Genomic DNA, 21639 nt, shown 5'->3' with positions numbered 1-21639 from the left:
CGCCGGGTGCGCCACTAGGCCGCCGGGGCTTGCGTTCAGGGGCCGGCTTGACTACCATCGAGGCGTTCGCCTGATTACACGCTCTCTGATTGCGTCATGTCGACCGTCCCACGGTCCCCCAGTTGTCAGCCAGCCCTCTGGTAATGCTGCCCGCGACACGCCGGCCAGCCACCAGGCGATTCATACCGCTAGATTCCATATCGAGAAGACTTTTCTGTCAGGAAGCATGACGCTCCGTGTCCCTTCGACCGGTCCGTCGTCGCTGGACATCCGTAGCTCGACACTCCGTTGCTGAATTCGTTGTTCGGCCGTGGTGAGTGATCTTTCCTGAACTTTTGGCACCTGTCTTCATCCAGCTCAGGCGCTTGCCTCCGGGAATGCTGTCGAGTTCTGTCTGCACCTTTGCAGTGCCGGTCCTTGCCTTCTGCCCGTCTTCTCGATTCCCTTCTTATCTATCAGCCCTGCTGACCTGAGCCACGTTCAAACAAAGCCGATGAATCTTACCCAACTCAAGCAAAATACTGTCCCCGAACTGCTGGAACTTGCCCAGACGATGGGCATCGATAATCTGGCACGTTCGCGCAAGCAGGACATCATCTTCGCCATCCTCAAGAAGCACGCGAAAAGCGGTGAGGACATCTACGGCGACGGCGTTCTGGAAATCCTGCAGGACGGCTTCGGCTTCCTTCGCAGTGCAGACTCTTCCTACCTCGCGGGCCCTGATGACATCTACGTTTCACCGTCCCAGATCCGTCGCTTCAATCTGCGCAAGGGCGACACCATCTCCGGCAAGATTCGTCCGCCGAAGGAAGGGGAGCGTTACTTCGCGCTGCTCAAGGTCAATCAGATCAACTTTGACCGCCCCGAGAATGCCAAGCACAAGATCCTGTTCGAGAACCTGACGCCGCTGTTCCCGCAGTCGCGCCTGCTGATGGAAATCGGCAACGGTTCCACCGAAGACATCACCTCGCGCATCCTTGATCTGACCGCACCGATCGGCAAGGGCCAGCGTGGCCTGATCGTCTCGCCGCCCAAGGCGGGCAAGACGATGATGCTGCAGAACATCGCCGCCTCCATCACGCGCAACAACCCCGAATGTCACCTCATCGTGCTGCTGATCGATGAGCGTCCCGAGGAAGTTACCGAGATGTCGCGCACCGTGCGTGGCGAAGTCGTGGCCTCCACCTTCGATGAGCCGCCGGCCCGGCACGTCCAGGTCGCCGAGATGGTGATCGAGAAGGCCAAGCGTCTGGTCGAGCACAAGAAGGATGTCGTCATCCTGCTCGATTCCGTGACCCGTCTGGCGCGTGCCTACAACACCGTGGTGCCGTCTTCCGGCAAGGTGCTGACCGGTGGTGTCGACGCTCACGCGCTCGAGAAGCCGAAGCGCTTCTTCGGTGCCGCGCGTAACATCGAAGAAGGCGGCAGCCTGACCATCCTCGCCACGGCGCTGGTCGATACCGGTTCCAAGATGGACGAAGTCATCTTCGAGGAATTCAAGGGCACCGGTAACATGGAAGCTCACCTCGACCGCAAGCTGGCCGAGCGTCGCGTCTTCCCGGCCCTCAACATCCGTCGCTCCGGCACGCGTCGTGAAGACCTGATCGCGTCCGAGGATGAAATGCAGCGCATGTGGATCCTGCGCAAGCTGCTCAACCCGATGGAAGATGTGGCAGCCACCGAGTTCCTGATCGATCGCCTGAAAGATACCAAGACCAATCTCGAGTTCTTCGAGGCCATGAAGCGCCGCTGATCGACACTTGGCCCAGCCGGTTGGCTGGCCATGCTCTCGACAGGTGCTTGCCAGGACGCCCACTTCCCGCCCGGGAAGTGGGCGTCTTGCGTTGCTGACCTGCCGAGTGCCGGCTGGCAATGGTATGCTCGGGACTTGATCAAGCCGAGCGGAAACTCCCATGCAGTATCGAGACTTACGCGATTTCATCGCGGCGCTGGAAGAGAAGGGCGAACTCAAGCGCATTCGTGCCGAGGTGGACCCCTATCTGGAGATGACCGAGATCTGCGATCGCACCCTGAAGGCGGGTGGTCCGGCGTTGCTGTTCGAGAACGTCAAGGGCCACAGCATGCCGGTGCTGGGCAATCTGTTCGGTACGCCGCGGCGCGTGGCGCTGGGCATGGGCCAGGAGTCCGTTGAGGCCTTGCGCGAAGTCGGCGAGCTGCTGGCCTTCCTCAAGGAGCCGGAGCCGCCCAAGGGCTTCCGGGATGCCTGGGACAAGCTGCCGATCTTCAAGCAGGTGATGAGCATGGGGCCGAAGAAGGTCAAGCGTGCGCCCTGTCAGGAGATCGTGCTGGAAGGGGAGGATGTCGATCTCGACATGATTCCGATCCAGCACTGCTGGCCCGGGGATGCCGCGCCGCTGGTGACCTGGCCGCTGGTGATCACCCGTGGTCCGCACAAGGAGCGCCAGAACCTCGGCATCTATCGTCAGCAGAAGCTCGGCAAGAATCGCCTGATCATGCGCTGGCTGGCACACCGTGGCGGCGCACTGGACTTCCGCGAGTGGCAGAAAGCCCACCCGGGCGAGCCCTTCCCGGTCGCGGTGGCCCTGGGTGCTGATCCGGCCACCATCCTCGGCGCTGTCACGCCGGTACCGGATTCACTCTCCGAGTATGCCTTTGCCGGTCTGCTGCGCGGCTCGCGCACCGAGCTGGTCAAATGCGGCCTGTCGGATCTCGAAGTCCCGGCCAGCGCCGAGATCATCCTGGAAGGCTATCTGTATCCGGATGATGTGGCGCCGGAAGGCCCCTACGGCGATCACACCGGCTATTACAACGAGGTGGAGACTTTCCCCGTCTTCACCATCGAGCGCATCACCCATCGGCGCGACCCGATCTATCACTCCACCTATACCGGGCGTCCGCCGGATGAGCCGGCGATTCTCGGCCTGGCGCTCAATGAAGTCTTCGTGCCGATTCTGCGCAAGCAGTTCCCGGAGATCGTCGACTTCTATCTGCCGCCGGAAGGCTGCTCCTACCGCATGGCGGTGGTGACGATGAAGAAGCAGTACCCCGGCCACGCCAAGCGCGTGATGATGGGGGTCTGGAGCTTCCTGCGTCAGTTCATGTACACCAAGTTCGTGATCGTGCTGGATGATGATGTCGATGCCCGCAAGTGGGAAGATGTCATCTGGGCCATCACCACGCGCATGGACCCGAGCCGTGATACCGTTCTGGTCGACAATACGCCGATCGATTATCTGGACTTCGCCTCGCCAACGGCGGGTCTTGGCTCCAAGATGGGCATGGACGCGACCAACAAGTGGCCCGGCGAGACGGACCGCGAGTGGGGCGAGCCCATCGTGATGAGCGAAGAGATCACATCCCGTGTCGATGAACGCTGGGACAGTCTGGGCATTCTGGACTGATTCCGCGACTGATCATCAACACCCATGCATTTACCCTGTCGTTGCGCGGCGCGCTGACGGCAGGCATCAGATAACAAGAGGATACGATGACGGCGCGGACCCTGACCTGTCATGTCGAGAGTGTGGAAGATCTGACCCCGGACGTGTTTCGTGTGCGCTTCGCCGCACGTCCCGAGGCCCTGGCGCACGCGCCGGGCCAGTATCTCGAGATGAAGCTCGATGACACCACCTGGGTACCGTTCTCCATCGCCAATGCCGCCAGTGATGATGGCGTGCTCGAGCTGCATATCCAGCATTGGCCGGAACGCAGCAATTCCGCGCGTCTGCGCAGCCTGCTGGTCGCGGCCAATCAACTTGAGCTGCGTCTGCCCAGTGGCGAGTGCGTGCTGGACCTCGACGACCCCAGCCCCATCGTGCTGATCTGTGCCGGCACCGGCTTCTCGCAGATGCACGCCATGCTGCAGGCGGCGTTTGCACGTGGCCTGACCCAGCCCATCGAGCTGTGGTGGGCGGCGCGTGAGCGGCGTGATCTGTATCTGGAGAGCGCGGCGCTCAACTGGGCCGCCAGTCAGCCCAATTTCCGTTATTTCCCGGTGCTGGAAGAAGCGCCGGAAGTCGGTGATGCCCACCATCGCGCGCTGGAAGCGGCCGGTGTCGAGGCCGCTTTCAATGGCCATCTGGGGCGTATCGATGAGGCGCTGCGCAAGCACGCGGGCAGCATGGCGGGCAAGCGCGTCTATCTGTCCGGCTCGCCGGGCATGGTCTATGCCTGTGTCGATGCGCTGACGCCATTGGGTGTCGAGGCCAGCGCGCTGAGCTCCGATGTGTTCAGCTATGCGCCACGCGAGCCGCTGCTGGACCCGGCGCTGGTCTCCGCCTGAAGCAGCCTGACATTGCCTGAAGCTGCCTGACATTGTCTGAAGGAGTCGAGTGAATGAGCCAGTCCCCGATACTGATCACCGGTGGCGCCCAGCGTCTGGGGCGCTATTGTGCCGAGCGACTGATCGATGATGGTCATCCGGTCATCATCAGTTATCGACGCGAGCGGGAAGAGCTCGATGCCCTGCGCGCGCTGGGCATTCGCACCGTGCAGGCGGATTTCTCCAGCGAGGCAGGCATCCAGGCCTTCATCGCGGCGATTCGTGAGCTGACTCCGACATTGCGGGCCATCGTGCACAATGCCGGCGACTGGGCGCCGGATGGCGACGGCGAGGGGCAGGGCGAGCTGTTCGAGCACCTGTTCCGTGTCCACATGCAGGCGCCGTACCTGATCAATCTGGCGCTGCGCGATCTGCTGGAAGCCGGAGTCGAGACGCAGGCGGACATCGTCCACATGAGTGACTTCGTGGTCCAGAAGGGTTCGCGCAAGCATGCGGCCTACGCGGCCAGCAAGGCGGGACTCGAGAACCTGACCTTGTCGTTCGCGTCGATGTTCGCGCCACGCATACAGGTCAACACCATCGCGCCGGCGCTGATCATGCTGCGCCCGGGCGATGATGATGACTATGCCGAGCGTGCGTGCGCCAAGTCGTTGATGCAGCAGGTGCCCGGGCCAGGCGTCATCTGGCAGGCGCTGCGCTACCTGCTGGATAGTCCCTATGTCACGGGCACGACCCTGCCGGTGGATGGTGGCCGCCACCTGCGCTGATAGCTTCTGTCAGTGGTCTTTCGGCCATCGCTTTCGACTTCCGAGGCGTGACATTCGAGACCTGAGCACCGCACGAAAAAAAGCCCCCGCTGAAAAGCGGGGGCTTTTTTTCGTTGCTGCGACCGTTGCTGCGACCGTTGTTGCGACCATTGCTGCGACATTCTGCACCAGCGAAGCGCTTACAGGATGTGGCGGCCTTCGACCGGCGTCAGCTGACCCTTCTTGAGGGTCGGGCCCATCTGGTTACCGGAGGGGGCGCCCTGCGGGCTTTCCAGCGTGATCACCAGATCGCTGTCGGGGAAGGCGGCCAAATACTCCTTGGGCACCTCGACCTTCATGGTGCCGGAGTGCGGCAGGATGCCCAGTGACATCGGCTCCTTGCCATCCTTGGCCATCAGCCACAGCTCGCAGACCTTGCCGGGGGCCGGTGCTTCGGGCCTGACGGCCTGCACCATCATCTCGCCCGAATGGGAGGCGTTGACGATCCAGCCGGGGCTGCTGTCAGAGTTGTTGACCACGAACACGTAGTCGCTCTCCATGCCCGCGTTGTGCCCCAGGCTGAAGGTCAGGGTGACTGCCAGCGCCAGACTGAACGCCGTGGCGGTCATGCCCTGCCACAGGCCCAGGCGACGCCACCAGGGCTGACGGGCGGTGCCCGTCGCCTCGGCGATGCCTTGCCAGACATGGGCCGGTGGCGTGACGGGGGGAAGCTGTTCATTGAACACGTTGAGATGCTCGCGCCAGCGCTCCACATCACGTTGCAGGTCGTGGCTGACGGCCAGCAGTGACTCGAATGCCGCGCGCTCGTCGCGTGTCAATGTGCCGAGCGCATATTCGCCCGCTGCGGCTTCGCGCAGTTCCGGGTCGCTCAGATCAAATGACTCATGCATGTCTTCAACCTCTCGAGTCCACGACGGACCCAGCTCTTGACGGTGCCCAAGGGCTGGTCCAGTTGATTGGCCAGATCCTGGTGGGTGAGGCCTTCGAAGTAGGCCAGTTCCAGGGCGCGGCGTTGATCGTCATTCAGCTCGGCCAGGCACTGGTGGAGTTCACCACTGTGCTGGGCCAGGTCGACATCTGCCTCGATATCACTCCGCCCCGGCATGGCGGCGATCAATTCATCGCTGTCATGCTCGCTGGGTCGCTGTCGACGTATCCAGTCGATGGCGATGTTGCGGGTCATGGTGCCGAGCCAGGTCATCGGGCGGGCGCGGCCGGCGTCATACTGGGCGGCGGCGGCCCATACCCGGATGTAGACCTGCTGAAGACAATCCTGCGCGGATGCCTCATGTCTCAAGATACGCAGCAACTGAGCGTATAGATGCGCACTGGTCGCTCGATAGAGCTGATCCAGTGCCTTGGCATCCTGCCGGGCGCATCCCGACAGATACTCAATCAGTGCATCATTTCGGGAATCCTGCATGCATGCATTCCAAGCTGTGGGCGCGGTGTCAGGCACCGCTGGACGAATGCGTGTTGCCGATCATGTTGCTCGACAACCAAAGATTATACTGATGCCACTTCAGGCTGATAGCCCTTCTTTATGCGTGCGGGCAACGGTTTGTTGCCGGTTCACGCTTGCGCAGGACGATCTGGAGTGCAAGGATAGGCCTATCACCATTTTCATCGTCACTACTGGATACCGGCCCGACCCATGAATCAGACCACCAGCCACCGCCCGTTCACTGTCGCTGCCTGCCCTTCGGGCCAGGTCGTGACGGCGGCGTGTGCGGCCGGCTATTGGTATTGGTTTACACAGGGGCGCGCCTGAGGTTACGGCGCGCCTGTCTCGTACGGGCTGCCACCACCTTGAAGAACCCCCGGTCGCAGCCACGGCCGGGGGTTCTTGCGTTTCGGGCCTTGCGAAATCCATGACGAGAGGCATGTCACCCTAACGTGCCGACAATGATTGCAGCATGAATGACGAGAGGAATGACCATGCGCACCACTATCCTGACTACCCGCTTTTCTCTTGCCTCCGCTCGGGTCGTGCATGGTTATTGGCGCTGGCGATTTAGCGGCGTCCTGCCTCTTTCCGCTGTCACCGCGGGGCAGGGCGAGCAACACCGGGGTGACGATTCGCGAAGTCCCTGTCTGTCAGAATGAATATTGCGTGATGGAGCCAAGGCTTCATCACAGGAGAGAAGACCATGAACGCCAGCCTTGAACGCGTGTTGACCGCCAACCCGCACACTGCCGACGCCACTGTTGACCCCTTGACTGCCGAGAACGCCACCGTGACCCGCTCTGATGCCGCCCAGACACCGACCACACCCGGACGCATCAGTCGTGAAGCCCTGCCCAGCGCCAGCGAATTGCGCGAGCAGCTGCCGGTGGACGCCGCCCTGGCCGGCCAGATTCGCCAGCATCGCGATGAGATCAATGCCATTCTCGCCGGCGACGATGATCGTCTGCTGGTGGTGGTGGGGCCGTGCTCCATCCATGACCTCAAGGCCGCGCGTGAGTACGCCCAGCGCCTGGCGGTGATCGAGCCGCAGGTGCGTGATCGCCTCAAGCTGGTGATGCGTGTCTATGTCGAGAAGCCGCGCACCACGGTGGGTTGGAAGGGGCTGGCCTATGATCCGCATCTGGATGGCAGCGATGACATGGCTACCGGCCTGCGTCAGGCACGCGAGCTGATGCGCGAGATCAACCAGCTGGGCCTGCCGGTGGCGACGGAGCTGCTGCAGCCGCTGACCGCCGCCTACCTGGAAGACCTGCTCGGCTGGGCCGCCATCGGCGCCCGCACCACCGAGTCGCAGATCCATCGCGAGATGGCCTCCGGCCTCGGCTGTGCGGTGGGCTTCAAGAACGGCACTGACGGAGGCGTCGAGGTCGCCGTGCAGGCCATCGGGGCGGCGGCGCATGGGCATCGCCACTTCGGCATGGATGACAGCGGGCGTCCGGCGCTGATCGAGACCGCGGGCAACCCGCATACCCATGTGGTGCTGCGCGGCGGCCATGGCCAGCCCAACTATGACGCCGCCTCGGTGGCCGCCTGCCGACGTGAGCTGGAAGGCGCTGGCCTGACGCCGCGCCTGATGGTCGATTGCAGCCACGCCAATTCCCGCAAGGACCACCGCCGCCAGAGCGAAGTGATGCTGGATGTGCTCTCTCAGCGCCTGGCGGGGGATGATGCCTTGATCGGCGTGATGCTCGAGAGCCACCTCAATGAAGGCAAGCAGACCTTGCCGGCAGCGGAGAAGCTCTCCCAGCTGCGTCATGGCGTGTCAGTCACCGATGCATGCCTTGGCTGGGAAACCACCGAGCACCTGCTGAGCCTGGCCGCCGAGCGCTTGCGCGAGGCCTGAGATCAAACGCCAGACTCGCGCCTCGATGGGAGGATGACGTCGCGCTTGCCTGATGTTTGCTGAATTTGTCGGCTTGTCCTGAAGTCCCCAGCGCCCAACGGTCGAAAGGCCGTTGGGCGCTGTCGTCTCTTGCCTTTGTTGCCCGTTCGTCACGGAATTGTCATCGGGCTCGCGTATCACTCTTGTTGCCTTCGGCATGCCCTCAAGGGGCATGCCTGAACAGAACAACCCGAAACCTGACTACGGGGAAGCGACATGAGCAAGGAAATCGAAGACCATCGCCTGCTTAATCCCAGCAGCAACGAGACGTTCTCATCCGTCATCGAACGACACATCTCGCGTCGTCGTGTCCTGCAGGGTGGCCTGGGCATGGCGGCTGCCAGCATGCTGGGTGGTTTCGGTCTTGCGGGGCTGAGCACCACGGCCAACGCCGCCAGCAATGCTGCGGGCGAGAAGACGGCTCTGGCACTGGCCTTCGAATCGATCAAGGGTTCACGCACGGATGCAGTCGTGGTTCCCAAGGGGTATACCGCACAGGTGCTGGCGCCGTGGGGCACGCCGCTCAATGCCAAGGCACCCAAGTGGAGCAAGGATTTGGCGATGACGCCGGAGATCCAGCTCAACACAGTCGGCATGCATCACGATGGCATGCACAACTTCGCCTTGAGTGACGACACGGCCTCCAGCAACTTCCTGCTGGTCATGAACAACGAATACATCGATCAGGATGCTCTGTGGGCACCCAAGGGTGGCGCGACCAATGCGGATTCCGGCAAGCGTCCGGCCGATGAAGTGCGCACCGAGATCAATGCCCACGGCGTGACCATCGTCGAGGTCAAGAAGGCCAGCAACGGCAAGTGGGAAGTGGTAGGCGATTCGCGCTACAACCGCCGCTACACCAGCGCCAGCGAAATGAAGCTGAGCGGCCCGGTAGCGGGCAGCGATTACGTCAAGACGGCCTTCTCGCCGGATGGCATGCGCACCCGTGGTACCAACAACAACTGCGCCAACGGCTACACCCCGTGGGGCACCTACCTGACCTGCGAAGAGAACTGGCCGGGTTACTTCGTCAAGCGCAGCGATCGTCAGCTCGATGACAACCGCATCGGCATCGAGACCGAGCGTGGCCGCTATGGCTGGGAAACCGCCGCCGGGGATGCCAGTGAAGTCGATGGCGAGTTCGCGCGTTTCGACAACACGCCGACGGCAGACAGCGCCGACAAGGATTACCGCAACGAACCGCGGACCTTCGGCTATATCGTCGAGATCGACCCCTACACCGGCGAGCAGGCCATCAAGCGCACCGCGCTTGGCCGCTTCCGTCACGAAGGTTGCTGGCCGGGCAAGCTGGTCGAGGGTGAGCCGGTGGTCTTCTACTCCGGTCACGATTCGCGCAACGAGTACATCTACAAGTTCGTGTCGGACGCCAAGTGGGACGCCGCTGATGCCCGTGGCGCCGGTGACTTCAAGGACCGCCTGGCGATCGGCGACAAGTACCTGGACAAGGGCACGCTGTATGTCGCCCAGTTCTCCGCCGATGGCACCGGCATGTGGCTCAAGCTGACCCCGGACGCCGTGACCAAGGATGGCCGCACCCTGGCCGAGGCACTGGGGCTGGCGGCCGATGATCTGGCTGGCATCATCATCCACACCACCGATGCGGCTGACCTGATGGGCGCGACCCCGATGGACCGCCCGGAGTGGGGTGCGGTGGACCCGGTGTCCGGTGAGGTCTACATGACGCTGACCAACAACTCCAAGCGCACCGAGGAAGGCACTGACGCCGCCTTCACCAACGATGGCACCGCCATCGAGGAGCCGGGTGTCGGTTACAAGACGGCGCCGACCAACGCGGCCAATCCGCGTGGCAACAACGAGGCGGGTCAGATCATCCGCTGGCGTGAAGCGGGCGATCACAAGGCCTTCGATTGGGAGATCTTCGTGTTCGGCGCAGCGGCCAGCGATGCCGACAACCTGTCCGGCCTGACCGAGATGAACGAGTTCGCCAGTCCCGATGGCCTCTACTTCGACGGCCGCGAAGGTCAGGACAGCATCCTGTGGATCCAGACCGACAACGGCTACGAAGGTATCACCGAGGTCACCAATGACCAGCTGCTGGCGGTCGTGCCGGCAGGTCTCGAGCAGGCCGAGGGAGATGCGGCCGTGATCGGTGCCGACAACCAGGCGCAGCTCAAGCGCTTCGCGGTGGGCCCGAACGGTTGTGAAGTCACCGGGATCTTCACCGCCCCGGACAAGACCGCGATGTTCATCAACATCCAGCACCCGGCCAACTGGCCGCAGAGCGATGATGCCACCGCCGAGACCGACGGCAGTGTGCGTGCCCGCGCCGCGACCGTGGTCATCCAGCGCGAAGATGGCGGCCAGATCGGCGTCTGATGAAAGCCGCGCGTCAGGTGTGAACGCGAAGCCCCCGTATCGAGGATACGGGGGCTTTTTCATGCGCCTGAACCTGGCCCCGCTTCGCTTGAGGGCGCTTGGTCGATCAAGCGGGTGGGGAGGGCCAACGACAACGGCCCCCACGCAAGCGTGAGGGCCGAGAGTTCATGAGCTTTGTTCTGTCCTGACCTCGTCGAGCGCGATCAGGCCTTGGCGGCGTAGGCGAACAGCAGGGTTTCCTGCACGCTGATCGGTTCCGCGTCGCCGGCATCCAGCTGGGTGTAGTGGCCATCGCTTTCCAGACGCCAGCTCTGGCAGTTGTCGACCAGATAGGTGTCCAGGTCCTTGCGGATACGCTGGGCCAGCTTCTTGTCGAGCAGCGGGAAGCAGGTCTCGACGCGGTGGAACATGTTGCGCTCCATGTAATCCGCGCTGGAGCACCAGGTTTCCGGCTGACCGGCATTGTGGAAGTGGAAGGTGCGCGTGTGTTCGAGGAAGCGACCGATCACCGAGCGTACGCGGATGTTGTCGGAAATCCCCGGCACGCCCGGGCGCAGACAGCAGACGCCGCGGATGATCAGGTCACACTGCACGCCAGCACGCGAGGCGCGGTAGAGGGCGCGAATCAGCTTGGGCTCGGTCAGTGAATTGCATTTGATGATGATGTGGGCGCGCTTGCCTTTCTCGGCGTTGCGCGCTTCACGGTCGATCATCTCCACCATGCGCTCATGCAGCGTGAAGGGCGCGTGCAGCAGCTTCTCGATATTGCGCTGCTTGCCCATGCCGGTCAGCTGCTGGAAGACCTTGTGGACGTCCTCGCATAGCGTCTCGTTGGCGGTCAGCAGGCTGTAATCGGTATACAGGCGTGCCGTCTTGGCATGGTAGTTACCGGTGCCCAGGTGCGCGTAGTGACGCAGCTCGCCGTGTTCACGTCGCACGATATGCAACATCTTGGCGTGGGTCTTGTAGGCCATCACGCCGTAGATGACGATGGCGCCGGCTTCCTGCAGGCGTGAGGCCAGCTGCAGGTTGTCGGCCTCGTCGAAGCGCGCCCGCAGCTCGATCACCACGGTGATCTCCTTGCCCTGACGTGCGGCTTCCACCAGCGAGGAGACGATGTTGGAGTCGGCGCCGGTGCGATAGAGGGTCTGCTTGATGGCCAGCACGTTCGGGTCACGCGCCGCCTCGGCGAGCAGGTTCTCGACCGGGGAGAAGGACTGGAAGGGGTGATGCAGCAGGATGTCCTCGCGACGGATCGCATCGAACAGGCTGTTGTCGCCCTTGAGCGCCTTGGGAATGCCCGGGGTGAACGGGGCGTAGAGCAGGTCCTCGCGGCCGACGTCGCCGATGACTTCCATCAGGCGGTTGAGGTTGACCGGGCCCTTGACCTGATAGAGGTCACGCGTTTCCAGATCGAACTGCTTGAGCAGGAAGGTGTAGAGCGCTTCCGGGCAGTTGTCGGCCACCTCGAGACGCACCCCGTCGCCGTAGCGGCGTGCCAGCAGCTCGCCGCGCAGCGCGGAGGCCAGGTCGGAGACATCCTCGGCATCTACCGAGAGGTCGGCGTTGCGGGTCAGGCGGAACTGATAGCAGCCCTTGATCTTCATGCCCGGGAACAGCTCCTGGGCGTGAGCGTGGATCATCGAGGACAGGAAGACGTATTCGGTATACCCCGGCTCGACGAGGCCATCCGGGATGCGGATCAGACGCGGCAGCGAGCGCGGGGCCGGCAGGATGGCCAGGCCACCTTCACGACCGAAGGCATCCTTGCCTTCCAGCTCGACGATGAAGTTGAGGCTCTTGTTGACCAGGCGCGGGAATGGGTGCGACGGGTCGAGACCGATCGGGCTGATGACCGGCTGGATCTCTTCCTCGAAGTAATCGCGCACCCAGGCCTTCTGGGCATCGTTCCACTGATTGCGGCGACGGAAGCGGATGTGCTGCTCTTCCAGCGCGGGGATCAGGTCCTCGTTGAGCATGCGGTACTGGCGTTCGACCTGCTCATGCGTGATGCGGGACACCTCATCGAGCACCTTGCTCGGCAGCATGCCGTCACAGCCGGGGTCGGTGCGATCGAAGGCGATCTGATGCTTGAGACCCGCCACGCGAATCTCGAAGAACTCGTCCATGTTGGACGTGAAGATCAGCAGGAACATCAAGCGGTTGAGCAGCGGATGCGAGGTATCCTTGGCCTGCTCGAGTACGCGGATGTTGAACTGCAGGTTGGACAGCTCGCGATTGAAGTACAGCGCCGGATCAGCGAGATCAGCCTCGGGGGAGGGGGTGGCCTTGGCATGGATACCGGTACGCGTCCGGTTGACGCGCAGGGGCAGCGGTTCCTGAGCCGGCGGCTCATCCGCCGCCAGCTCGATCTCGCCTTCCCGTGGGGTGGATGCTGCCTTGGGGGCAGCATCCTTGTCGCGACTGTCAGCGACTTCCGGCAGGGTCGCCGTGTTGTTGTCGGTGTCTTGCTTGGGCGTCTGTTCCATCATCAACTCCATGATCCCGGTCAGCCGCATCCGCAATGGCCGGGGTTGTCAAAGGCGGTTTTTCTGCGCCAGCAATTCGGCCGCCTGGCGAGCAAAATAGGTGAGGATGCCGTCGGCACCCGCACGCTTGAAGCACATCAGCGACTCGAGAATGACCTTGTCGGCATCCAGCCAACCGTTTTGGAAAGCCGCCATGTGCATGGCGTACTCACCGCTGACCTGATAGGCGAAGGTCGGCACTTCCAGCTCGCGCTTCACACGCGTTACCACATCAAGATAGGGCATGCCCGGCTTGACCATCACCATGTCCGCACCTTCGGTGATATCCATGGCCACTTCGTGCAGCGCTTCATCGCTGTTGGCGGGGTCCATCTGGTAGGTCTGCTTGTCGGCCTTGCCCAGATTGCCGCTCGAACCGACCGCGTCACGGAACGGGCCGTAGTAGTTGGAGGCGTACTTGGCCGAGTAGGCCATGATGCGCGTGTTGATCAGGCCTTCCTGTTCCAGCATGGCGCGGATGGAGCCGATGCGGCCGTCCATCATGTCGGAGGGCGCGATGACATCGGCACCGGCTTCCGCGTGTGACAGCGCCTGCTTGATCAAGGTCTCGACGGTGCGGTCGTTGAGCACGTAGCCGTCTTCGTCGAGGATGCCGTCCTGACCGTGAACGGTGTAGGGGTCGAGCGCGACATCCGTGATGACGCCCAGCTCCGGCAGCGCTTCCTTCAAGGCGCGCACGCAACGCTGCACCAGGCCGTTGGCATTGTAGGATTCTTCGGCATACAGCGTCTTGGCCTCGGCATCGACTACCGGGAAGAGCGCGATGGCCGGCACGCCCAGAGCGTGGACGGCGCGGCATTCTTCGACCATGAGGTCGATGGAGAGGCGCTCGACGCCCGGCATGCTGGGCACGGCTTCACGACGCTGGGAGCCTTCGAGAACGAAGACCGGCAGGATCAGATCATCGGCCGTCAGCTGATTTTCACGCATCAGGCGGCGAGAGAAGTCGTCCTTGCGCATACGGCGCATACGAGTCGCAGGAAACTGGCGCGGGGTACGTTGGCTCAAGAAATGCTCTCCGGGTCGGGTGGTCCGCTCCCGTGATGGTCGCAGGCAGTCTAGGTCTATAATATTTCATTAATATTACAGTGATGCCAGCGGTCATGGGGCAAGGCCGGTCACGTGAGGTGCCAGCAGGGGCTGAACATGACGACAAGGCGTCTGTCGGGCGACGAGAGGGCTGGCTTGCAGCCTGCAAGTGGGTGGCCCGTGACGGGAGCCGTCGTCCCTGTGGCAGGGTCAATCCAGTATATCAGCGTTGACTTGTGGCCACAGGTGCAGGAGATGTGTCGCGGTGTCGCGCCTCATGCACGCCCCGTATGGGGCGGGTGTGTGGGGCTGCAAGACGAGTCCGGACACCGCGGCAAGCCTCCGGCACCAGAGCCTTGATGGCATACGAGTGGACGAGGAGCAGCACTTGAGTTGTGCCAGGGCCGCCCATAGTCTTGAGAGGATGCGCAGTGACATGCCTCGCCTGCACGCCTGTCACTGTCTGCCGCGTGGCGGTCGCGCAGCTTCGGTGCCGCTGAAGCGTCTCGCGCCTGGCATGACGCCGGGCATGAAATGAGGCTCGGCATTCGAATCAGTCACGCGCTTGTATTAGTCTTTTCTGACCTGTCCGGCAATCGCCGCGCACAGCTCATCGTCAATGGAGTAACCCATGACCAAGCAGGTAGCCCTGATCCTTTCCGGTTGCGGTGTCTTTGATGGCTCCGAGATCTATGAAACTACCCTGACGCTGCTGCGTCTCGATCAGCTGGGCATTGCCTATGAGTGCTTTGCACCGGATGTCGCGCAGCACCACGTGATCAATCACGGCACTGGCGACGAGATGGAGGAGACCCGCAACGTGCTGGTCGAGTCCGCGCGTCTGGCACGTGGCAAGGTGCGCCCGCTGGAAGAGTTGTCAGCGGACGACTTCGATGCGCTGATCCTGCCCGGCGGCTTCGGCGCCGCCAAGAATCTGTGTGACTTTGCCGTCAAGGGTGAGGACCTCGAGCTCGTCGCGGGCCTGCAGGACGCGGTGCAGCCTTTCCACGCGGCCGGCAAGCCGATCGGCGTGATGTGCATCGCGCCGGTGATGGTGCCCAAGCTGCTGGGGGAGGGCATCTCGGTCACCATCGGCAACGACGCCAGCGTCTCCGGGGCGATCAGTGCCCAGGGCGGCCTGCACAAGAGCTGTGAGGTGACGGACATCGTCGTCGACGCCGCCAACCGTGTCGTCACCACTCCGGCCTACCTGCTGGCGGAGCGCATCAGCGAAGCGGCCCAGGGCATCTTCAAGCTGGTCGAGCGCATCGATAGCTGGATCGAGGACGACAAGGCGCGTGCCGCCGAGCAGGACTGATCTCGACACGCCGGTGCGTTTGTCGTGAAAGAGCGCGCTTGGTCTGAGCAAGTTCATTGGCAACACAAAGCCCCCAGTAACAGAAAGCCCCGCCGGTGACCCGGCGGGGCTTTCTGTTTTGATGCTCTGATTCTGATGCCCGACTGCTGGCAGCCACGTTCAGGGCGCTTCCTGCGATGCCTCATCGTCTGAGGCCGCACGCCGGCGCTTGAAGAGGCGCGAGGCCAGAATGCCGACCTCGAACAGCAGCCACATCGGAATCGCCAGCAGTGACTGCGAGATCACGTCCGGCGGTGTCAGCAGCATGCCGACCACGAAGCAGGCGATCACGATATAGGGGCGTTTCTTGCTCAGTGCCTCCACCGTGGTCGCGCCGGTCCAGATCAGCAGGAAGGTGGCGATGGGAATCTCGAAGGCCACCCCGAAGGCGAAGAACAGCTTGAGGACAAAATTCAGGTACTGATTGATGTCCGTCATGATCGCCACGTTCTCGGGGCCCGTGGTGGTGAAGAACTGGAACAACAGCGGGAACACCACGTAGTAGGCGAAGGCCGCCCCGGCATAGAACAGCAGGATGCTGGAGGCCAGCAGCGGCAGGGCCAACGCCTTCTCGTTCTCATAGAGGCCCGGCGCGATGAACGCCCAGGCCTGATAGAGCACGGCGGGAATCGCCAGGAACAGCGCCACCACCAATGTCAGCTTGAAGGGCGCCAGGAAGGGCGAGGCCACTTCGGTGGCGATCATCTGCGAACCCGGTGGCAGCAATGCCATCAGCGGTTCGGCGACATACAGGTAGATCTGGTTGGAGAAGCCGTACAGCGCGGCGAATACCACCAGCACCACCAGGGTGGCGCGCAGCAAGCGCGAGCGTAGCTCGATCAGGTGCTCGATGAGCGGCGCATGTGCGGCGTCGCCCTGACCACCTGACGGTGAGGCATGTGGATCACTCATCAGGAACGTGGCTCTCGTGATTCACGGGTGTCGGAAGCAGTGCTCGGCTCGCTGGCCGGCGCACCATTCTCGGCAGGGCGGGGGCTGGTCTCAGCGCCGGAGGCGCCTGCATCGCGGGGCGTGCTGGACTCGGTGATGCCGCGCTCGACATCGCGTGCCTCGTTGCGCGCATGAGCGAGCGTCTCATCGAGCTGCTTCTTCTGCTCGTTGAGCGTCTGACGCAGTTCCTCGGCTTCCAGCTGGGCACTGATTTCCTGCTGAATGCCCGAGACACTGCGCTTGATGCGTCCCAGCCACAGACCCGCAGTGCGGGCGGCCCGGGGCAGACGCTCCGGGCCGAGCACGATCAGCGCCAGCAGCGCGATCAATGCCAGTTCAAAAAAGCCGATATCGAACATGCGGGTTACGAGCGCTTGTCAGCGGTATCGCGGCTCTCGGCCTCGACATCGATGGTGTCGCCACGCTTTTCCTCATGCGCGACCTTCTGCTGGGCAGTCGGCTCGTCGCTCTTCTTCTCTTCTTCCTTCATCGCGCCCTTGAAGCCCTTCACGGCACCGCCGAGATCAGAGCCGACGTTGCGCAGCTTCTTGGTCCCGAAGATCAGGATGATGATGCCGAGCACGATGAGAAGCTGCCAGATACTGATGCCACCTAACATGGGAAATTCTCCATTTGGGCCGCTGACACCGGGTCATTGGGCCTTGAGACTTGCAGGGTGCTGGCACCGCTGCCGGAAAGCCGACTTGCGCCGGAAGAATACGGGTCCTTCACTGGCCGCGAGCGGCCTTTTCATCATGGCCGGAAACACCGAAGCGGCGTGCCAGCTCATCCAGCACTTCCTGATGATCCAGCCCCAGGTGCGACAGCATGACCAGTGAATGGAACCACAGGTCAGCGGTCTCACCGATCACGGCACGCTGCGAGTCCACGTCGTCGTGAGCGAAATCCTTGGCGGCCAGTACGGTTTCGGTCGCCTCTTCGCCAATCTTCTCCAGTACCTTGTTGAGGCCCTTGTGATGCAGGCTCGCGACATAGGAGGAGGTCGGGTCAGCGTCGCGCCGTTCTGCCAGTACCACTGACAGACGGTTGAGAATATCACTCATGAATCATCATTCCTGAAAGCTTGGGTCTTGCGTTAAGTCATCGAGTTCTGCGCTGACGGCACACCTTGCACGGCAAACGGCACGGCGTGGGCAGGCGACTCAGGATGCAAGTGTTATATGTCATTCATATTGCACTGCGTCCCATGGGGCGGCAAGTGTCGTTGCGCGCCGGGCCAGTCAGGCCATCATGTCTGCCTGCGGCTAGCGCCACAGCAATAACACGATTCCCAGTCCTGCGCCCACCAGTACCGCCACGGGCTGGGTCTCCGCCCAGGCCATCAGGGGCTGCCAACCGAACGCGCCGGCCACCAGCAGCAGGCCCGCGCGCAGCCGCCAGCTGGTGCTGGAGGCGTGATTGACCCGGTCGCGCAGCGTGGTGATGGCTTCTGTCTGGCGTTGACGGGCGCGATGCTCGTCCTCGATGCGCTCCATGGCCTGGAAGGCCATCGCCGGCAGCTGTGGCAGCTGATGCGACAGCTCCGGTGCCTGCTTGACCATCTCGGCCCAGAACGCCTTGGGACCGGCGCGCTCCTTCATCCAGCGCTCCAGATAGGGGCGAGCGGTGGCCCACAGGTCGAGGTCCGGATACAGCTGGCGGCCGAGGCCCTCGATGTTGAGCAGGGTCTTCTGCAGCAACACCAGCTGCGGCTGGACTTCCATGTTGAAGCGGCGCGCGGTCTGGAACAGCCCCAGCAGGACCTGACCGAAACTGATGTCCTTGAGCGGCTTCTCGAGAATCGGCTCGCAGACGGCGCGGATGGCGGCGGCGAATTCGTTGGCGCGCGTGCCTTCGCCGACCCAGCCGGACTCGATGTGCAGCGCCGCGACCTCGTAGTAATCCTGGCGGAAGAAGGCCAGCAGGTTGCGGGCCAGATAGTCCTGGTCTTCGCGGGTCAGGCTGCCGACGATGCCGCAGTCGATGGCGATGAACTGCGGGTCGTGCGGGTTCTCGCGCGAGACGAAGATGTTGCCGGGGTGCATGTCGGCGTGGAAGAAGTTGTCGCGGAATACCTGGGTGAAGAAGATCTCCACGCCGCGTTCGGCCAGCTTCCTGAGGTCGGTGCCCTGCGCGGTCAGCTCCTCGATATCGGCGACCGGGATGCCGCGGATGCGCTCCTGCACCATTACGCGGCGGCGCGTCAGTGGCCAGTGGATGGCCGGGACGTAGAGCAGCGGCGAGTCGAGGAAGTTGCGCTTGAGCTGGGAGGTGTTGGCAGCCTCCTTGTGCATGTCGAGCTCGTCGAACAGCGTCGCCTCGTAGTCGGCGACGACCTCGACCGGGCGCAGGCGTCGGGCTTCCGGCGAGACCTTCATCAACAGCCGCGCGAACATGTAGAGCAGACCGATGTCCTTGCGCATCACTTCCTCGATGCGTGGTCGGATGACCTTGACCACCACGTCCGAGCCATCGTGCAGGCGTGCGGCATGTACCTGGGCGATGGAGGCGGAGGCCAGAGGCTGGGCCTCGAATTCGGCGAAGGCTTCCTCGACCGACATCTCGAGTTCCTGCTCGACCAGCTCCCGCGCGACCTGGTTCTCGAACGGCGGCACCTGATCCTGCAGGCGCTTGAGTTCGTCGGCGATGTCCGGCGGCAGCAGGTCGCGGCGCGTCGAGAGCATCTGGCCGAACTTGATGAAGATCGGGCCGAGGGCCTCGAGCGCCAGACGCAGACGCTCGCCGCGCGTGCGTCTGCCGATGGGGAACAGACGCAGCGGCGACAGCTTGAGCAGCGGGCGCAGCAGGGCCGGCACGCGCCCCGGCGGCACCAGGTCGTCGAGGCGGTAGCGGGCGATGACCCACAGGATGCTCAGCAGGCGATAGAGTCTCACGACGGCTGGCACTCCCGCTCGGCAGGTTGATGAGAGGTGGCGGCCTCGAGATGACGACGCAGCCGCGCCAGCCGTGCTTCGGTGCGATCCAGGCACTGGGTCAGCTCGGTCAGCTCGTCGCGGGCGACGCGCATCTGTGCCTGACCGGGCAGCCAGCGCGCCTCCTCGGTGAGGTACTCGCGCAGGTCCAGCTCCAGCTCGCGGCGACTGATCAGACCGAAACGCCCGAGGCTGCGCAGGCCGCTGGCCAGGCTATGGCCGGGGGCTTCGCCGAACCACTCACTGAGTGCACCTTCCCAGTCCAGGTCGAGGTCCATCACCAGGTCTCGGGCGCTCTCCAGCAGATGGATACGGCCACGCACGGCGAGGCGGCCCTCGAACATCAGGCGCTCGATGGATTCACCGGACAGCAGGGCGGCGGCGGTCTCCATGTCGAGCTCCACCACCACATCGCCATCGCTCTCGTTGGCCTGGGGCAGGCGCAACAGGTGCAGGCCCTGCAGGTCGAAGTGCACCAGCAGGTCGAAGGCGGGGCGTTCGACACGCACCAGCAGGCGTCGGCCTGCCAGCGCATTCAGGCGCGACGTCGAGGCCGGGTCGCGAGCAAGCAGCTGATTCAGCGTCCGCTCAGCGGTCGCCAACAGCAGGGGGGTCAGCAATGCCATGACAGCCTCAGAGCTTGATACCGCGGTGCAACGCGACGATGCCGCCCGTCAGGTTGGTGTACTCGACGCGCTCGAGACCGGCCTCTTCCATCATGCCGGCCAACGTCTTCTGGTCGGGGTGCATGCGGATGGACTCGGCCAGGTAGCGGTAGGAGTCGGCGTCGCCGGCGACCATCTCGCCCATCTTGGGCAGCAGCCGGAAGCTGTACTGGTCATAGGCGGTGGAGAGCAGCGGATTGACCGGCTTGGAGAATTCCAGCACCAGCAGACGGCCACCCGGCTTGAGGATGCGCTGCATGGAGCGCAGGGCCTTGGCCTGGTCGGTGACGTTGCGCAGCCCGAAGGCGATGGTGATGATGTCGAAGGTGTTGTCCGGGAAGGGCAGGGCCTCGGCATTGGCCTGCACGTATTCGACGTTGCCGCCGACGCCACGGTCGAGCAGCTTGTCGCGGCCGACGTTGAGCATCGAGGCATTGATGTCGGCGAGCACCACGCGGCCTTTCGGGCCGACCAGACGCGAGAACTTCAGCGTCAGGTCACCGGTGCCGCCGGCGATGTCCAGCACCGACTGGCCGGGACGGGCGCCGGCACGCTCCAGGGTGATGCGCTTCCACAGACGGTGGATGCCGAACGACATCAGGTCATTCATCACGTCGTACTTGGCGGCGACACTGTGGAAGACATCCGCGACGCGGCCTGCCTTCTCGTCCACGGCAACTTCCTGATAACCGAAGTGAGTCGTACGCTTGTCCATGACTTCCCCTGTTGTGACGCCGCCGTGGCGACGTCAGCACAATATGGTGAGCTTTCGCAGTGGCTCGATTGTAACCGCTGGCCAGCGGGCTGTCTTTTGGCAAGACGTCGACTCGGACATCTTGCCGCGCCCAGTGGCATCAGTGGCTTACAGCTGGTTGAGCGGAATGCCCAGTGGTTCGCGCGAGGCGCCGGCCTCTTCCAGCTGACGCAGGTAGTAGGCCCACATGGCGTCGCGGCGATTGGCCAGTTCCCACAGGTATTCCCAGGTATACAGGCCGCTGTCATGGCCATCATCGAAGTGCAGCTTCAGCGCGTAGCGGCCGCTCTGGGTGATGTTGGTCAGCCCGACGTAGCGCATGCCGACCTGCAGGGTTTCCTGGCCGACACCGTGGCCACGCACTTCCGCCGACGGCGACATCACGCGCAGGAATTCGGTGCTCAGGCGGAAGCTCTGGCCATCGGCGTAGCCCAGTTCCAGTTCACGCTCTGACTTGTGGTAGTGCACGCGCGTCGGTACCGGGGCCTCTTCACCATCGCGGGCATGGCGCTCGTTGAGGCGGTAGTCGCGCTGCTGGCCGCTGGTGTCAGCGTCGTGGGACGCGGCGGCGTCCTTGGGAGTGTCGTGGCTCATCGGGGCATCCTCGGGCTTGCATGCCGCGCGGCGGCGTGGGGCGCAGGGCGGCATGGCGAAGGCAGATA

At 63.4% G+C, this 21639-nt stretch carries 19 protein-coding genes; 7 read left to right on the top strand and 12 right to left on the bottom strand.

Features of this window, described 5'->3' with window-relative positions; genetic code table 11:
* Positions 1–493 precede the first annotated feature (493 nt).
* The 4 genes from rho (at position 494) to folM (ending at position 5031) form a co-directional block, all read left to right on the top strand.
* Positions 494–1753 carry a transcription termination factor Rho gene (gene rho / locus H2O77_RS15900; RefSeq protein WP_043332997.1) on the top strand — a complete coding sequence of 420 codons (1260 nt, stop codon included), beginning with the start codon at positions 494–496 and terminating at the stop codon, positions 1751–1753.
* Positions 1754–1913: 160 nt separating this feature from the next.
* Positions 1914–3383 carry a 4-hydroxy-3-polyprenylbenzoate decarboxylase gene (ubiD, locus tag H2O77_RS15895; protein ID WP_175089660.1) on the top strand — a complete coding sequence of 490 codons (1470 nt, stop codon included), beginning with the start codon at positions 1914–1916 and terminating at the stop codon, positions 3381–3383.
* An 86-nt stretch (positions 3384–3469) separates the two neighbouring features.
* Positions 3470–4264, top strand: a complete 795-nt coding sequence (locus tag H2O77_RS15890; protein ID WP_043332993.1) for an FAD-binding oxidoreductase — start codon at positions 3470–3472, stop codon at positions 4262–4264.
* A 53-nt stretch (positions 4265–4317) separates the two neighbouring features.
* The gene (folM, locus tag H2O77_RS15885; RefSeq protein WP_215823521.1) at positions 4318–5031 is read left to right on the top strand and encodes a dihydromonapterin reductase; all 714 of its coding nucleotides are present in this window, start codon (positions 4318–4320) and stop codon (positions 5029–5031) included.
* Positions 5032–5210: 179 nt separating this feature from the next.
* Here folM and H2O77_RS15880 read toward each other — a convergent pair whose 3' ends face one another.
* Both H2O77_RS15880 and H2O77_RS15875 read right to left on the bottom strand, forming a co-directional pair.
* A complete protein-coding gene (locus H2O77_RS15880; protein WP_107335921.1) occupies positions 5211–5921 on the bottom strand; it encodes an anti-sigma factor in 711 nt (236 codons plus the stop codon).
* Positions 5900–6454 carry a sigma-70 family RNA polymerase sigma factor gene (locus H2O77_RS15875; RefSeq protein WP_043332989.1) on the bottom strand — a complete coding sequence of 185 codons (555 nt, stop codon included), beginning with the start codon at positions 6452–6454 and terminating at the stop codon, positions 5900–5902. The genes H2O77_RS15880 and H2O77_RS15875 overlap by 22 nt, the downstream gene beginning before the upstream one ends.
* Positions 6455–7181: 727 nt before the next feature.
* Between H2O77_RS15875 and H2O77_RS15870 the strand changes: the two genes are divergently transcribed.
* Both H2O77_RS15870 and H2O77_RS15865 read left to right on the top strand, forming a co-directional pair.
* Entirely contained in the window at positions 7182–8342 is a 1161-nt protein-coding gene (locus H2O77_RS15870; protein WP_215823520.1) for a 3-deoxy-7-phosphoheptulonate synthase, read from the top strand.
* 255 nt (positions 8343–8597) lie between these two features.
* On the top strand, positions 8598–10739 hold the full coding sequence (locus H2O77_RS15865) for a PhoX family phosphatase (protein WP_215823519.1): 2142 nt from the start codon (positions 8598–8600) through the stop codon (positions 10737–10739).
* A 203-nt stretch (positions 10740–10942) separates the two neighbouring features.
* On the opposite strand, the gene ppk1 is transcribed toward H2O77_RS15865, so the two are convergent.
* Together ppk1 and hemB are read right to left on the bottom strand one after the other, a co-directional pair.
* Positions 10943–13228, bottom strand: coding sequence for a polyphosphate kinase 1 (ppk1, locus tag H2O77_RS15860; RefSeq protein WP_131432772.1), 2286 nt, complete (start codon positions 13226–13228; stop codon positions 10943–10945).
* A 48-nt stretch (positions 13229–13276) separates the two neighbouring features.
* The gene (gene hemB / locus H2O77_RS15855; protein ID WP_215823518.1) at positions 13277–14296 is read right to left on the bottom strand and encodes a porphobilinogen synthase; all 1020 of its coding nucleotides are present in this window, start codon (positions 14294–14296) and stop codon (positions 13277–13279) included.
* 652 nt (positions 14297–14948) lie between these two features.
* Here hemB and elbB point away from each other — a divergent pair.
* Entirely contained in the window at positions 14949–15635 is a 687-nt protein-coding gene (gene elbB, locus H2O77_RS15850) for an isoprenoid biosynthesis glyoxalase ElbB (protein ID WP_054556514.1), read from the top strand.
* Between the two features lie 159 nt (positions 15636–15794).
* On the opposite strand, the gene tatC is transcribed toward elbB, so the two are convergent.
* The 8 genes from tatC to H2O77_RS15810 all read right to left on the bottom strand — a co-directional run bounded on the left by tatC (position 15795) and on the right by H2O77_RS15810 (position 21445).
* Positions 15795–16586 carry a twin-arginine translocase subunit TatC gene (gene tatC, locus H2O77_RS15845; protein ID WP_043332983.1) on the bottom strand — a complete coding sequence of 264 codons (792 nt, stop codon included), beginning with the start codon at positions 16584–16586 and terminating at the stop codon, positions 15795–15797.
* Entirely contained in the window at positions 16586–16984 is a 399-nt protein-coding gene (gene tatB / locus H2O77_RS15840) for a Sec-independent protein translocase protein TatB (protein WP_215823517.1), read from the bottom strand. The genes tatC and tatB overlap by 1 nt, the downstream gene beginning before the upstream one ends.
* A gap of 5 nt (positions 16985–16989) precedes the next feature.
* Positions 16990–17244 (bottom strand): Sec-independent protein translocase subunit TatA, encoded by a 255-nt coding sequence (tatA, locus tag H2O77_RS15835; protein WP_043332981.1) that lies wholly within the window; start codon positions 17242–17244, stop codon positions 16990–16992.
* 109 nt (positions 17245–17353) lie between these two features.
* Entirely contained in the window at positions 17354–17689 is a 336-nt protein-coding gene (locus tag H2O77_RS15830) for a phosphoribosyl-ATP diphosphatase (protein ID WP_043332980.1), read from the bottom strand.
* 201 nt (positions 17690–17890) lie between these two features.
* On the bottom strand, positions 17891–19519 hold the full coding sequence (gene ubiB, locus H2O77_RS15825) for a ubiquinone biosynthesis regulatory protein kinase UbiB (RefSeq protein WP_043332979.1): 1629 nt from the start codon (positions 19517–19519) through the stop codon (positions 17891–17893).
* Positions 19516–20184, bottom strand: a complete 669-nt coding sequence (locus H2O77_RS15820) for an SCP2 sterol-binding domain-containing protein (RefSeq protein WP_131432768.1) — start codon at positions 20182–20184, stop codon at positions 19516–19518. Before H2O77_RS15820 ends, ubiB begins: the two co-directional genes overlap by 4 nt.
* 7 nt (positions 20185–20191) lie before the next feature.
* Entirely contained in the window at positions 20192–20938 is a 747-nt protein-coding gene (ubiE, locus tag H2O77_RS15815) for a bifunctional demethylmenaquinone methyltransferase/2-methoxy-6-polyprenyl-1,4-benzoquinol methylase UbiE (protein WP_043332974.1), read from the bottom strand.
* A gap of 147 nt (positions 20939–21085) precedes the next feature.
* On the bottom strand, positions 21086–21445 hold the full coding sequence (locus H2O77_RS15810) for a DUF971 domain-containing protein (RefSeq protein ID WP_043333080.1): 360 nt from the start codon (positions 21443–21445) through the stop codon (positions 21086–21088).
* Positions 21446–21639 lie beyond the last annotated feature (194 nt).

It is taken from the genome of Cobetia sp. 4B, assembly GCF_018831605.1.
Taxonomy (GTDB): Bacteria; Pseudomonadota; Gammaproteobacteria; order Pseudomonadales; family Halomonadaceae; genus Cobetia; species Cobetia amphilecti.
This window is presented reverse-complemented; position numbering and strand designations above follow the sequence as displayed.